General features: G+C 61.3%; 15 protein-coding genes. 8 read left to right on the top strand and 7 right to left on the bottom strand.

Annotated features, from left to right (window positions below; all coding sequences use genetic code 11):
- Nucleotides 1–628: 628 nt before the first annotated feature.
- A complete protein-coding gene (locus HX803_RS31280) occupies nucleotides 629–1,855 on the bottom strand; it encodes an MFS transporter (protein ID WP_178925949.1) in 1,227 nt (408 codons plus the stop codon).
- A gap of 267 nt (nucleotides 1,856–2,122) precedes the next feature.
- Here HX803_RS31280 and HX803_RS31275 point away from each other — a divergent pair, with 267 nt between their 5' ends.
- The 5 genes from HX803_RS31275 (at nucleotide 2,123) to HX803_RS31255 (ending at nucleotide 4,999) form a co-directional block, all read left to right on the top strand.
- The gene (locus HX803_RS31275; RefSeq protein ID WP_178925948.1) at nucleotides 2,123–2,371 is read left to right on the top strand and encodes a hypothetical protein; all 249 of its coding nucleotides are present in this window, start codon (nucleotides 2,123–2,125) and stop codon (nucleotides 2,369–2,371) included.
- 154 nt (nucleotides 2,372–2,525) lie between these two features.
- Nucleotides 2,526–3,083, top strand: coding sequence for a cytochrome b (locus HX803_RS31270; RefSeq protein WP_178925947.1), 558 nt, complete (start codon nucleotides 2,526–2,528; stop codon nucleotides 3,081–3,083).
- 43 nt (nucleotides 3,084–3,126) lie between these two features.
- Nucleotides 3,127–3,678, top strand: coding sequence for a hypothetical protein (locus HX803_RS31265; protein WP_178925946.1), 552 nt, complete (start codon nucleotides 3,127–3,129; stop codon nucleotides 3,676–3,678).
- A 59-nt stretch (nucleotides 3,679–3,737) separates the two neighbouring features.
- Nucleotides 3,738–4,235 carry an RNA polymerase sigma factor gene (locus HX803_RS31260; protein WP_218647230.1) on the top strand — a complete coding sequence of 166 codons (498 nt, stop codon included), beginning with the start codon at nucleotides 3,738–3,740 and terminating at the stop codon, nucleotides 4,233–4,235.
- Nucleotides 4,232–4,999, top strand: a complete 768-nt coding sequence (locus tag HX803_RS31255; RefSeq protein WP_178925944.1) for an anti-sigma factor — start codon at nucleotides 4,232–4,234, stop codon at nucleotides 4,997–4,999. The genes HX803_RS31260 and HX803_RS31255 overlap by 4 nt, the downstream gene beginning before the upstream one ends.
- A gap of 2 nt (nucleotides 5,000–5,001) precedes the next feature.
- On the opposite strand, the gene HX803_RS31250 is transcribed toward HX803_RS31255, so the two are convergent.
- The 3 genes from HX803_RS31250 to HX803_RS31240 form a co-directional block, all read right to left on the bottom strand.
- On the bottom strand, nucleotides 5,002–6,024 hold the full coding sequence (locus tag HX803_RS31250; RefSeq protein WP_178925943.1) for an AraC family transcriptional regulator: 1,023 nt from the start codon (nucleotides 6,022–6,024) through the stop codon (nucleotides 5,002–5,004).
- Nucleotides 6,025–6,048: 24 nt separating this feature from the next.
- Nucleotides 6,049–6,870, bottom strand: a complete 822-nt coding sequence (locus HX803_RS31245; RefSeq protein WP_178925942.1) for an SDR family NAD(P)-dependent oxidoreductase — start codon at nucleotides 6,868–6,870, stop codon at nucleotides 6,049–6,051.
- Nucleotides 6,871–7,105: 235 nt separating this feature from the next.
- Nucleotides 7,106–8,044, bottom strand: a complete 939-nt coding sequence (locus HX803_RS31240) for a LysR family transcriptional regulator (RefSeq protein ID WP_178925941.1) — start codon at nucleotides 8,042–8,044, stop codon at nucleotides 7,106–7,108.
- Between the two features lie 157 nt (nucleotides 8,045–8,201).
- Between HX803_RS31240 and HX803_RS31235 the strand changes: the two genes are divergently transcribed.
- The 3 genes from HX803_RS31235 to HX803_RS31225 all read left to right on the top strand — a co-directional run bounded on the left by HX803_RS31235 (nucleotide 8,202) and on the right by HX803_RS31225 (nucleotide 11,957).
- Nucleotides 8,202–9,521 (top strand): MFS transporter, encoded by a 1,320-nt coding sequence (locus tag HX803_RS31235; RefSeq protein ID WP_178925940.1) that lies wholly within the window; start codon nucleotides 8,202–8,204, stop codon nucleotides 9,519–9,521.
- Nucleotides 9,522–9,534: 13 nt separating this feature from the next.
- Nucleotides 9,535–10,764 (top strand): Zn-dependent hydrolase, encoded by a 1,230-nt coding sequence (locus tag HX803_RS31230; protein ID WP_178925939.1) that lies wholly within the window; start codon nucleotides 9,535–9,537, stop codon nucleotides 10,762–10,764.
- A 167-nt stretch (nucleotides 10,765–10,931) separates the two neighbouring features.
- Nucleotides 10,932–11,957 carry a histone deacetylase family protein gene (locus HX803_RS31225; protein WP_178925938.1) on the top strand — a complete coding sequence of 342 codons (1,026 nt, stop codon included), beginning with the start codon at nucleotides 10,932–10,934 and terminating at the stop codon, nucleotides 11,955–11,957.
- A 111-nt stretch (nucleotides 11,958–12,068) separates the two neighbouring features.
- On the opposite strand, the gene HX803_RS31220 is transcribed toward HX803_RS31225, so the two are convergent.
- From HX803_RS31220 to HX803_RS31210, 3 genes are all read right to left on the bottom strand, one after another.
- Nucleotides 12,069–12,440: a type II toxin-antitoxin system HigA family antitoxin gene (locus HX803_RS31220; RefSeq protein WP_178925937.1), complete on the bottom strand. Its 372-nt coding sequence runs from the start codon at nucleotides 12,438–12,440 to the stop codon at nucleotides 12,069–12,071.
- Nucleotides 12,441–12,443: 3 nt separating this feature from the next.
- The gene (locus tag HX803_RS31215; protein ID WP_178925936.1) at nucleotides 12,444–12,746 is read right to left on the bottom strand and encodes a type II toxin-antitoxin system HigB family toxin; all 303 of its coding nucleotides are present in this window, start codon (nucleotides 12,744–12,746) and stop codon (nucleotides 12,444–12,446) included.
- A 220-nt stretch (nucleotides 12,747–12,966) separates the two neighbouring features.
- The coding region (locus HX803_RS31210) for a hypothetical protein (RefSeq protein ID WP_178925935.1) at nucleotides 12,967–13,595 on the bottom strand (629 nt) is incomplete at its 5' end.

Raw genomic sequence — 13,595 nt, 5'->3', positions numbered from 1 at the left:
TTGTTTTGGGCGGTCGAAAACCGGATTACCCCACATCCCCCGACAACGCTGACGGTGATGGGGGTGACACAAATCTTGCTCAGTCATAGAGCGCCGACTTGGCGCTTTAGCGACATAGAGCGATTCCACCTCTGGCTAATCAGCGTATTTTCCAGGGCACTATCGATATCCCGTCTGAGAGCGCAGCCCAGCAAAGGACTGCCTTCCTCACCATCATCCAGGCATGAGTTCTTGATCGACCCAACAATTGCGGATCGCCTTTAGCGCACGTATGTATCGGCTCAGCTGGCCAAGCCTGATAACCATTGGGAGGGACGTTCAGCGCCAGGCGAAGACGTGCACGGAATAGTTAGCCGCTTGATAGACACATACTTCAGCCACAGGCCTCGGCAAACTGCGCGTCAGATTTTCCTATCTGTTCCTTTCCTCAATAACCTGCTTGACCTCTGCTCGCAGATGACTCCGTTCAGCGGGCTGCCGCCAGCCTGTAGCCCGAATGCAAAGCTGCCACATCAACCACACGCAGCTTCCTTTCAGCCGCCTAGTCACGAACGATGGCTTTCGCCGCCCACAAAAAAGCCCCTGTCACCGAGACGTGACAGGGGCTTTTTTCGTTTCAATCACTTGGTCAAGCGGGTTGCGCCGCCAAGCTATTGCTCACCTTACGCCCCAGCACCAACACCGTGACAAACCCACAGCCCACCAGCGCCGTGGCCAAGCTCAACAGTACCGAACTGCCCATCTGGTCAACGATCCGCCCGCCGAAGAACGAGCCCAAGGCAATGATCACCTGGAACAGGGCGACAAACAGCGGCATGCCGCGTTCGACGTCCTTAGGCGCCACGACAAACATCCAGATGCTGGCACAGGCCGGGAAGGCGCCGAAGGCGAAGCCCCAGAGTGCGATCAGCATCGTCGCGCCCGTCAGGCCGGTGGCGAAGTAGGGGAACAGCGCAGTGCTGGTGCCGATCATCAGCGCAACCAGTAACAGGGTGTAGCGCACGCTGCGATTGGCGGCAAAGCCGGCGAAAACGTTACCCGCCACGCCTGCCACACCAAACATCAACAACAGCGAGCCAATGGTCGGGCCATCAAAGCCGGAGCTGTTTTTAAAGAACGGTGCCACATAGGTGTACGCAGCAAAGTGCGCCAGGCCAATCATCAAGACCGCGATCAAACCCACACGAGCCCGTGGATTGATGAACAAGGCCGGCAGGTCACTGACAAGAATGGCCTTCTCCGGCTTGAGCTGAGGCAGCAGGAACACTTGCGCCAGCACCACCGGTACACCCAGCAATGCGGTGACCAGGAACGTCATGCGCCAGCCCATCAAGCCGCTGAGCCAGGTACCAACGGGCACACCCAGAACAGTGGCGAGTGTCACGCCCATCATGATGATCGACGTGGCCTTCGCTACACCCACGCCCTTGGGAGCCAAACGGCCACTTAGCGCAATGGCGGTGGCCCAGAACCCACCGATACTGATGCCCAGCAATACGCGGCCGAATAGCAACAGGCTGAAATCGCTGGCAAAGGCCACGACGGTGTTGGCGATGATCATGATCAGCGTCAGGCTGATCAGCAGGTAGCGGCGGTCCATGGCGCCAATGATGACCGACAGCAACGGCGCTGCGAGCGCGGCCATGATGCCGGGCAGGGTGACCATCAGGCCGGCATGCCCGGCACTGATGCCCAGGTCCGCGGCCACGTCGTTGAGCACGCCCACCGGCAGGAACTCGCTGGTCACCAGGGCAAAGGCGCCCACGGCCACGGAGAGAATCGCCAGCCACTGCTGTTTGACGCTTTGTTGATTATGTTCGGGACGGCCGCGTGGGGCCTGTGTCGCGCTTGGCATGGTGTTGGGTTCCAAGATGAATGTCGCCTGAAGCCAGGCGGGGGAAGGGAGTCAGGGGGCGATTATATAAACCGGTCTTGATGATTGAGCAGGCGACCCGTTCGATAGTAATCATCAGTGCAATCGATGAGTCCCACGCCACAGATGTCACTTTCGCGCCATTTTAAAAACCTTGCCTACAGGAGGCGCATTGCGATAACGACGGCAACTTATTACGTTGTGCTAGCGCGCCAGATCGGGCGCATCCCACTGCAAAGGAATTGCATCATGAGCAAGAACACCAAGAAAACCTCCGACAAAGTCGCGACGTTGGCCGCACAAACGCTTAACAACCCAGGCGCTACGGCCACTGCCAAAAGCCTTGCCGCGTCAGCGCTGGCCCAGAAGAACACCGGCAAGCAGACCGGTGCAGAGCTGGAGGAAACAGCCGCAAAAGTGCTGGGCAGCGATCACTACAACGAAGACACCAAAACCCTTGCAGCCTCGGTGCTCTCCCAAGCCAATAAGGAATGTTAACAAAACGCAAAAGCCCCGTAGCTGAGCCGGCTGCGGGGCTTTTGCGTTTCCGAGTGCCCAACTCACACCGAATCAACAGCATAAAAAATCACAGCCTCACCGAATAACCTTCCTCACTGCGGTGTTCACCCCACAGACCACCCAGGAAACGTCCATGAGCCTCCATGTCGACCGCTACGACCGCCTCACCCGCACCTTCCATTGGCTCACCGCCGCCGTGGTGATCTTCATGTTTGCCAGCGCACATATCTGGGAAAACCTGGAGAAGGGCACACCACTGCGCAAAGGCCTGCAGTCGGTGCACATCTCCTTGGGGATCGCCATGGCGGTGTTGATCGCTGCGCGGATTGTCTGGCGCCTGTCCGGCGGCAGTCGCCCAAAGGCCGACAGTCACCCCGCCCTTAACGTGCTGGCGAAAATGGCGCATGGTTGCCTGTACCTGTTGCTGCTGGCACAGATCGGTTTGGGTTTTATGTTCCGTTGGGCCCAGGGGGAACCGTTCACCTTTTTCGGCACGTTTTCCATCCCGGCGCCTTTTGTGGTCGATCATGCCTGGCGCGGGACGCTGGGCGGCCTGCACGACACGGTAGCCTGGGCGATCATCCTGTTGGCGGGTCTGCATGCCGTGGCTGCCCTCTGGCACCACTATGTGATGGGCGACAACACGTTGCGTCGCATGCTGCCCGGTTCACGCAATGCGTTTGAAAAGTGATGTTGGCCGCTGTACCTCCCCATCGTTACGGAGCATGAAAACCATGAAGAACCGCCACGAACACGCCGTTGGCTACCGTACCGCACTGTTCTTCGGTGCTTGCCTGACTGCCGCCTTGCTCGCAGGCCAGGCCCGCGCATCGGGTGACGAATCCGCGCCGCCCAAGCCCAATTGCCCCAAAGGCCAGGTCTGGGACACCAAGACCGGCAAGTGCGTGCTGCAAACCAGCAAGGCCACGTCGGACGCCGACCGCACTGATTACGCCTACCGCCTGGCCAAGGATGGGCGTTACGACGAAGCCCTGGCACTGCTCGATACCCTGCAAGACCCGAACACCGCCAAGGCCCTCAACTATCGCGGCTACGCCACCCGCAAGCTGGGGCGCACCGACGAAGGTATCGGCTATTACCTGAAGTCCGTGGTGCTCGACCCCAACTATGCCCAAGTCCGCGAGTACCTGGGTGAGGCCTACGTGATCAAGGGCCGCATCGACCTGGCGCAGGAGCAGTTGGTGAAGATCAAAGCCTTGTGCAGCACCACCTGCGAAGAATATGAAGACCTGGCTGACGCGATCGCCCATGCGCCCGAGGCATAAAACCGTGAATGAACACACAGGGGGCTGCCATCACCCCAGAGGCTGAGTTTCGTCGCGAGCTGGGCCAGTTATTGCCGCGTTTATGGCGATACGGGCTGGTGTTGTCGCGGCAAAAGCACCTGGCCGAAGACTTGGTGCAGGCCACCTGTGTGCGGGCGTTGGAACGTGCCGGGCAGTTTGCCGCCGGCACACGACTGGATCGCTGGCTGCTGGCGATCATGCATTCGATCTGGCTCAACGAAGTGCGCGCGCAGCGGGTGCGCCAGGGGCAGGGCTTCGTGGATGCGGAGCAGGAATTGTCCTTCGACGGCGAAAGCCTGGCCCAGGAACAGGTACTCGCCGCCCAAGTCATCAAGCGTGTGAACGGGCTGCCCGAAGCCCAGCGCGAAACGGTTTTTCTGGCGTATGTGGAAGGGCTTTCATACAAGGAGATTGCCGAGGTGCTGCATATCCCGGTGGGAACCGTCATGAGCCGATTGGCGGCCGCACGGGCGAAGCTGGCTGAAACCGCCCCTTCACAAGCCCAACCGGACAAGACCCGTGGAGAACGGCGATGACCCTGACTGACGCACCTTCCGACGAACTGTTGGTGGCTTACCTGGATGGCGAACTGGATGCCCTGCAGCACCAGCTCATCACCGATCGGCTCAGCGTTGATCCCGCCCTGGCTACGCGCCTGGAGGCATTGCAGGTGGCTGATCTACCCTTCAAGGCTGCCTTCGACTCACTGCTCGACCAGGCACCCACCGAGCGTTTGCAGGCGATGCTCAAATCGCAGCCCTCGGCGCAAGCCCCCGCCTTGAGCCGGCGCCGCTTCCTGGCCATGGCCGCCGGTTTTGCCGTGGCCGGGGTGATTACCGACCGCCTGTTCATGCGTTGGCCTCGCCCGGAACCCGGCCAGGGCTGGCGGGCGTCGGTCGCCGAATACATGGCCTTGTACACCCCCCAGACTCTGGAGAACCTCAGCGCCGACCCCGCCTCCCACGTGGCGCAACTGAGTTCGGTCGGCGCGCAATTGGGCCTGCCGTTGTCGCCTGCGGCCGTGAACCTGCCCGGCGCCGAATTCCGGCGTGCGCAAATCCTCGACTATGACGGCGCATTGATCGGCCAGCTGACCTACCTGGACCCACTTCACGGCCCACTGGCGCTGTGCATCACCGCTGTCCGCAAGGGCGCGCAACCCATCGCTACCGAGCAGCGGCGGGGGATGAACGTGGTGTATTGGGCCAGTGCTACCCACGGCTTCATGCTGATCGGGCGCAACCCGTTCGAAGCGCTGCAGCGCATGGCTCGCAGTGTAGAGAACACATTGCCCGCGTGAACTCAGTGGGTGGTGCCCTGCGAGGCGCGCCAGCGCGCGGGTGTCGTGCCTTCCCAGGTACGAAAGGCGCGATAAAACGAATTGGTGTCTTCGTAACCGAGCAAGCCGGCGATTTCCTCTATCTCGATCGTCGGTTCTGCCAACAGATGGCGCACTATCTCCTGGCGGGTTTCCAGCATCAATTGGCGAAAGCTGGTGCCTTCCTCGGTGATACGCCGCTGCAACGTGCGCTCGCTCATGCCCATGTCCCGCGCCACCTCGACCATCTCCGGGCGACCGCTGGCGAGAATGCGCTTGAGCGCGCCCTTGACCTGATGGCTGATCGTGGGCAATGCCGTCGCTTCGGCCAATGCGGCGGTCAGGACCGGGTTGAGTATGTCGAGCAGTTCCGGGTTGTGCCCGGGGAAGGGCCGGTTCAAGTCAGCAGCGTCAAACACCAAGGCATTACGCTCGGCGCCGAAACGCACCGGGCAACCAAAAAAATCGGCCAGGACGCTGCTGCCACATTCCGGTCGGGCCAATTCAACATGATGCGGGATGATGTGCACCCTGGAACCGCGCCGGCCCAGTTCGACGAACGTGGCAAAGGCGGCATCGATAAACAACGTCGGCGGGTGCGCCTGAGTGCGCAACCAGTCGAGGGTGACGGCGCAGGTGCTGCCTTCTTCGGTCACGTGCACCCGTTCGGGGGTGCACAGTTGCTTGAAGCGGGCGAGGCGGTGCAGGCCATCCCGAAAGTCGCGGGCAATGAAGGCGGCAAAACTCGCAGGGGGCAATGTTGCACTGTCCAGCTGGGTGACCAGCAAGATGCCGGCCGCCGGGTCCGGATTGAGCGTGCCGATGGCCTCCCACAAACGGAAAAACTCGGGCGTCGTTACCTGACGACGGTCGCGCCGCTCGTGAAGGTTGAGCGTCACCGGCAGCCGTGCCTGGCGCAACACCGCCGAAGGCTCCAGCCCGATGGTTTTCAGGGCTTGCCAGAAAACATCCGGGATGTTGAAACGGGATTGGCGTGCATCAGGCATGGGCCACCTTTTCAGTCGAACAAATCAATCAGAGGCCGACACACTGAGGTCATGCCATTTCTTGTCGGAAGCCGCCAGCTCTTCCGCTGCCCGCGCTGCGTATTGCACCGCGTCACTGCCAATCAACAGGCGCAGCGGCGCCTCTTTGTTCAGGGCCAACTCCAGTACGATCTCGGCAACCCGAGCCGGGCCGGTCGGCAAGATACCAGGGGAATTCAGCAACTCGACCAGCACGCCGACGCTTTGCTGATAGGGCGCGCTGATCGGGGGGATGGTCATGGACGAGCCCGACCAATCGGTGCGCATGCCGCCCGGTTCCAGTACTGTCACCTGCACCCCGAACGGGGTCACCTCTTGCGCCAACACCGTCGAGAACCCGCCCACGGCCCATTTTGCACTCTGGTAAGCCGCCAGGCCCGCCATGCCGATGCGCCCGCCGAGGGACGATACCTGGAAGATATGCCCGCTGCCCTGGGCTCGCAGCACCGGAACCACGGCCTTGCTCACGTGCACCACACCGTAGAAGTTGGTGTTGATCTGCGCCGTGAAGTCTTCCAGCGTCACGTCCTCAACCGACGCCAAGTCCCCGTAACCCGCGTTGTTGACCACCACATCCAGCCGGCCAAAATGCGCCACCGCAGCCGCGACGACTTTCACCACCTGCGTGTTGTCCGTCACATCCAGCTGCAGGGGCAAAACCGCATCGCCGTATTCAGCGACCAGGTCATCCAATTGACGGGGGTTGCGCGCCGTCGCCACCACACGGTCGCCGGCACGCAGGGCCGCTTCGGTAATAGCGCGGCCAAGGCCACGGGAACTGCCAGTGATAAACCAGATCTTGGACATGGAACACCTCTTCATAGGAAACAACCGGTGAACGAAGGATGTTCGATAGACGCGCTTTCCACACTAGCAGCAAGCCGCCACCCGACTTGCAAACCCCGCCAATTATGGGGCATGTCGCGTATTTGTAGTGAGCGGGCTAGCCCCGCGCCGCGGTACATCAGGCAAAAACAATACGCCTGACACGCCGCTGCGGTGTATCAGCTCAGCAGGATGTCGCCGCGCGGGGCAAGTCCGCTCACGACGCCAATCGAGCCGTGAGACGCTCGATAAATACGCCTTCGGCCCGACTCATCTTCTGCTCCCGGTTCCACAGCAGATGAATATCCACATCCGCGATCCCCTCATCCGGCGGTAGCCGCCACAGCAACCCGTTCTTCTCATCCTCGGCCACCACATGGATCGGCAGGCAACCCAGGCCGAACCCGGCGATCACCAACCTGCGCACCTCTTCAAGGCTGGACGACGACGCCACGATCCGCCCGCTGAAGCCCTGCTGGTCGCGAAAGATCGTCAAGGGCGACAACATCCCGCCAATCTGGTCGCTGGTAAAACTCACAAAGTTCTCCGACTGCAAATCCCCCTCTGCCAGGCCGCTGCGCCCAAACAACGGATGGTGTCGTCCGCAGAAAAACGCATAGCGCTGACGCAAGAACAGGTGCTGTTCCAGACGCGGCTGTGGCCGGCGATTAAGGCTCAGGCCCAGGGTCGCGGTTTTTTCGAGGAGGGCGGCGACGATGTCCGAGCTGCGCATCACCTCCACTTCCAGGTCGACCCGGGGATGTTCGCGGTGAAAGTCGGCAAGGAAGTCATCAAAGGTGTCGGACTCGATGCGGCTGATCATCAGCAAGCGCACTTTGCCGAGTACCTCATCGCCGGGTTTTTGCAGGGCGTTGCTCATCTGCGACACCTGGCCATACATCTCGCCGGCGATGGCAAAGATCTGTTCACCGGCGTCGGTCAGCACAAAGCGCGGGCCACGGCGGGCGATGAGCTCGCAGTCGAGTTGTTCTTCCAGGCGCTTGAGGGCCTGGCTGATGGCCGGTTGCGTCAAGTGCAGGCGGGCGGCGGCGCGGCTGATGCTCAGTTCCTGGCCGATCACGCGGAAGGTGCGCAGCAGGTTCCAGTCCAGGCGGTCGTTGAGCAGCGGGTGAATATCGCGGCGAGGTTCGGGCATGGCGCGGCTCGATAATAAGCAGGATTTATAATTTGAATAATAAATAGAAAATTGACTAATCATAGCCCGACGACGATAAATCACCCTCAACAAGCGCCATCAGAGCGCGCCCGTTTGACTTTCTCCTGCCAAAAAAATAACCAAAGGAGCCCGCCCCATGAAGCCTTCCGCTTCGCCACAGCCCCGCCGTGCTGCGGCCGCCGCTTTTATCGGCACCATGATCGAGTGGTACGACTTTTACATCTACGCCACTGCCGCCGCGCTGGTGTTCGGCCAACTGTTTTTCCCCTCCGACGACAAGCTGTTCAGCACCATGGCCGCCTTCGGTACCTTCGCCGTGGGCTTCTTTGCACGGCCCTTGGGCGGCATTGTGTTCGGCCACATCGGCGACCGTATCGGGCGCAAGAAATCCCTGGTGATCACCCTGGTGATGATGGGCGTGGTCACCGTGTGTATCGGCCTGCTGCCGACCTACGCGCAAATCGGCGTCGCGGCGCCGGTGATGCTGATTCTGCTGCGCGTGGTGCAAGGGATTGCCGTGGGCGGAGAGTGGGGCGGTGCAGTGCTGATGGCCGGTGAGCACGCGCCGAAAGGCCGTCGAAACTTCTTTGCCTCCTTCGCCCAATTGGGCAGCCCGGCCGGTTTGATCCTGTCGTTGCTGGCGTTCAGTGCGGTCACCCGTTTGCCGGAAGAAGACCTGCTGAGCTGGGGCTGGCGTGTGCCGTTCCTGGCCAGCGCCCTGTTGCTGATTGTAGGCCTGGCGATTCGCCTGGGGGTGAACGAATCCCCCGAGTTTCTCGAAGACAAAGCCCAGGCTGAAAAAGCGCGGGCGATCAAGAAAGACCAGGCCCCCGTCATTGAAGTGCTGCGCACCGCCTGGCGCCCGCTGTTGCTGTGCATTGGCGCCAACACCCTGGGCATCGCCGGCGTGTATTTCACCAACACCTTCATGATTGCCTACAGCACTCAGCAACTGGGCCTACCGCGCTCGCTGATTCTGGAGTGCTTGTTCTTCGTCGCGATCATCCAGTTCTGCATCCAGCCCCTGGCCGCCTGGGTGGCCGAAAAGGTCGGCGCCACGCGCTTCCTCTGCGCCATGACCGTGCTGGCAATGGCTTCGCCTTACCCGATGTTCGTGCTGGTCAGCAGCGGGCAGGCCCCGTTGATCATCATCGGCATCGCCCTGGCGGTGGTGTGCATGGCCTCGTTTTATGCCGTGATTGCCGGTTTTGTCAGCGGCCTGTTCGAAACCCGCGTGCGCTACACCGCGATCTCCCTGGCCTATCAGGTGTGCGGTGCGCTGGCGGGTGGCTTGACGCCCTTGATCGGCACCTGGCTGGCCCACGAATACCAGGGCCAATGGTGGCCGATGGCAGTGTTCTACAGCGTGATCGCGGCGGTTTCGCTGGTGTGCGTACTGGCGTTGTCGCGCCGTCACGCCACCGCTCACCGTCATGAAATGGCACACAGTGTTTGAGGGAGATTTGCGAATGTTGAAGATTAATGGCGAGCGCCTGTGGGCCAGCCTGATGGCCATGGCCGAGATCGGCGCCACCGCCCGTGGCGGCAGTTGCCGCCTGGCCCTGAGTGCCGAAGACCAGGCCGGCCGCGAGCTGTTCAGCCACTGGTGTAAAGCCGCAGGGCTGACGCTGAGCGTGGATGCCATCGGCAACCTGTTCGCCCGGCGTGCCGGCACCGACAAGGACGCCGCGCCGGTCATGATGGGCAGCCACCTCGACACGCAACCGGAAGGCGGGCGCTTCGACGGCGTCTACGGTGTGCTGGCCGGCCTGGAAGTGATCCGCAGCCTCGACGACCACGGCATCCAGACCCGCAAGCCGCTGGAAATCGCGGTGTGGACCAACGAAGAGGGCGCGCGCTTTACCCCGGCCATGCTCGGCTCGGCGGTGTTCACTGGCACCTTGGCACTGGACAAGGCCCTGGCCACGGCGGATGTCGACGGCATCAGCGTGGCAGAGGCATTGCGCAGTACCGGCTACAACGGTGAGCGCCCGTTGGGTGGCGCGGTGGACGCGTATTTCGAAGCCCATATTGAGCAAGGCCCGATCCTGGAAGACAACGCCAAGAGCATCGGCGTGGTCACCGGCGGCCAGGCGATTCGCTGGCTCGACGTGCGGGTCGAAGGCATGGCGGCCCATGCCGGCACCACCCCGATGCCACTGCGCAAGGACGCGCTGTACGGCGCCGCGAAAATGATCCAGGCCCTGGAAAACCTGGCGGCGGATTTTGCCCCCGAAGGCCTGACCACCGTGGGCGAGCTGAGCATTGCCAAGTCATCGCGTAACACGATTCCCGGGTTGCTGAATTTCACCGTCGACCTGCGTCATCACCGTGACGCCGAAATCGATGCCATGGAACAGCAAGTGCGTGCGCGCCTGCAGGCCATCGCTGAAAAACGTGGCCTGAGCGTCACCATCAGTCCCCACTGGATCAGTCCGGCCACGCCGTTCGACGCGGACTGCGTAGCCTGTGTGCAGTCCTCGGTAGACGCCTTGGGCTACAGCCAGCAGCGCATTGTCAGTGGTGCCGGCCACGATGCCATTCACCTGGCCCGTTACTGCCCGACCGCGATGGTCTTCATCCCGTGTGTCGGCGGCCTGAGCCATAACGAAGCCGAAGACGTACTGCCCGAGGACGTGCGCCAGGGCACCGATGTGCTGCTCAATGCTGTGCTCAAACGAGCGGTTCCAGCTAATTAACGACACATTTGTGCAAGGCTGAAGACGACCTAAATGTGGGAGCTGGCTTGCCTGCGATGGCGTTCTGTCAGGCAATGATTTATCGCCTGATTCACCGCTATCGCAGGCAAGCCAGCTCCCACAGGTCCGGTGTTCACCCGCACAAATGTGCTCATCAGGAGAATCCCATGCGTACCTTTTTCCACCCCGAACAACTCCTGCACCACCCGCGCAGCTACTACTCCCGTGGCCAGATGCGCACACCCCAGGAAGTCCCCGAGCGCGCACGCAACCTGCTGCTGGCTGCACAGACCCTGGGATTCGACATCCAGCAACCCCAGGACCATGGCCTTGACCCACTGCTCGCCGTGCACGGCGCGCCGTACCTGGCCTTCCTGCAAGAAGCCCATCAACGCTGGAAGGAAATCCCCGAGGACTGGGGCGATGAAGTCATGTCCAACATCTTCGTGCGTGAGCCCAACGCGCTGCGCGGCATCCTCGCCCAGGCGGCGCGTTACCTGGCGGATGGCAGTTGCCCGATTGGCGAACTCACCTGGCGCTCGGCCTATTGGTCGGCCCAGAGCGCCGTCGCAGCAGCCAAGGCCATCCTCGATGGCGCGCCGGCTGCTTACGCCCTGTGCCGGCCTCCGGGCCACCACGCACGGTTCGATGCGGCGGGTGGTTTCTGCTATCTCAACAACGCGGCCGTCGCCGCCCAGGTCTTGCGTGGAGGGTTCCAACGCGTCGCCGTGCTCGACACCGACATGCACCACGGCCAGGGCATCCAGGAAATCTTCTACGAGCGCGATGACGTGCTGTACGTCTCGATCCACGGTGACCCCACCAACTTCTACCCCGGCGTCGCCGGCTTCGCCGAAGAACGCGGAAACGCAGCGGGCGAGGGCTTCAACCTCAACCTGCCCATGCCCCACGGCGCCAGTGAGGCGCTGTTCTTCGAAAAACTCGAACAGGCCCTGGCGGCGGTCAAAGACTTTTCGGCGGACGTGCTGGTGTTGTCCCTGGGCTTCGACATCTATGAGCTGGACCCGCAAAGCAAAGTCGCGGTCACGCGCGAAGGGTTTGCGCGGCTGGGGGCATGCATCCGTGGCCTGGGATTGCCCTGTGTGATCGTGCAGGAAGGCGGGTATCACCTGGAGACGCTCGACAGTAACGCTCAGGCGTTCTTTGGTGATCGTCACGCTTGGACCCAGTAGCCCGGCCGCATTTCAGCTGTCAGTGAAGCAACCCCAAAAAACAAAGCCTGCCGAGCGTGATACTGGGCAGGCTTTTTCGTGTCTGGACGGGTAATCAACCCGCCCCTGTGTTCAAGCCTGTTTCATCGGTTTGATCAGACTTTCTGCCGGAATACCGAACATGGCGTGCAGCTTCCAGATCATCGGCAAGGTCAGTGCTCGTTTCCCGTTCAGCACTTCATACACTCGATTCTGACGGCCTATGGCAGGCACCAGGTCGGCGGCCGAGAGCCCGGATTGTTCCATCCTGAAGCGAATGGCATCTACCGGGTTGGGCAGGTCTACGGGAAAATGCTTGGCTTCATAGGCCTCGATCAAGGTGATCATTACGTCGAAATAATCACCCTCCGGCGTGCCGGGCTCCGGTTCATTGTCGAACAGGGGGGAAACAGACTTCAGTGCGTCCCTGTAGTCCTGTTCAGTGTGGATAGGTCGGATATTCATGGGTTACTCCGTTTCAACGGTATCTGCGTCAATCTTGTCGTACTGCTGATGCGTACCGACGAACTTGATATAGAGCGCACCGTAGCGGTATGCCACGGCAACCACGAGCCGGTAATCGTTGCCTTTGATGTTGAAGACGACCCGTCGGCTCTTGAGAATGCTGGCGTTACGAAATTGTTCCTTGATGTCTGCGGGCGTTGCCCAGTGGGCATTTTTGGCTTCGTCCAGCCAGGCCAGCAGCGATTGTTCCGAATCCGGGTGCTTCTGCCAGAAGGTTTTGAGCTGGCTGATCGCGATAATTCTCATAGGCAGATCCTAGTCCCGTAGTGGGACTCTTGCAAGCGAGGAGGCATTTAGAAGATCTGAGTATTGCTGCAGGGAGGGTATTTGCACGCGAGAAGAGAGGATAAGTCGTTGATATTTATGACGTGTTGTTTCTTGCGTCGACGACGCGGCTGAAGGCCTATCCGTACGTTTGATAGGGCCGCCGCGCTTAATACCGCCTGAGGGCGCAACTTGCCAGGTTTCAGGGAGTGACAGTACGCCCCTGCGGCACCAACTCCAGCACCCGATTCCTGCCGCCTTCAGCCAGCAGGTAGGTGCCACGCCCCGTCGGCACAATCGACTGCGGCGCTTTCAAAAACGACAGAATGGTCTGCTGTTTGCCCTGTGGGTCTACCAACAACAACCGTGCCCGGTGCGTCGAGTCTTCGTTGACCCACAGCCCGCGCTCATCGCACATCAAGAACGTCGGCTTGTTCAGGCCTGCCAGCACCACCGGGTCGCTGCGATCGGCGCTCAGCTCGCGCACCACGCCTTTTTTCTTTTCCGTGTAGAGCATTCGCCCGTCGGCGCAACGCACGATGGACTCGCCTTCCTGCACCTGGTCGCGCAGCACGCTCAACGACTGATCGCTCCAGCGATAGCGCAGCAGGCGGCCGGTGGGCTTGCGGTCTTCGATGGCGTAAAGGTCGTCGCCTTCATCCCAGAGCCCTTGCACGTTTTCACCCTTGAAGAGCTCAGTCACCACGCCGTCCTTGAAAAAGCTGACGGGCAAACCGCCGGATTCCTGGCTGAACACCCAGCCGCCACGGGTCGCGAACATGCCATCGGGCTTGGAAAGGTTGGCCACCACCACATCCCGTGCGCCATCTC

Source organism: Pseudomonas sp. P7548 (assembly GCF_013386585.1).
In the GTDB taxonomy this organism is placed as follows: domain Bacteria; phylum Pseudomonadota; class Gammaproteobacteria; order Pseudomonadales; family Pseudomonadaceae; genus Aquipseudomonas.
The sequence above is the reverse complement of the archived record's forward strand: the minus strand, read 5'-3'. Positions and strand labels throughout refer to the sequence as shown.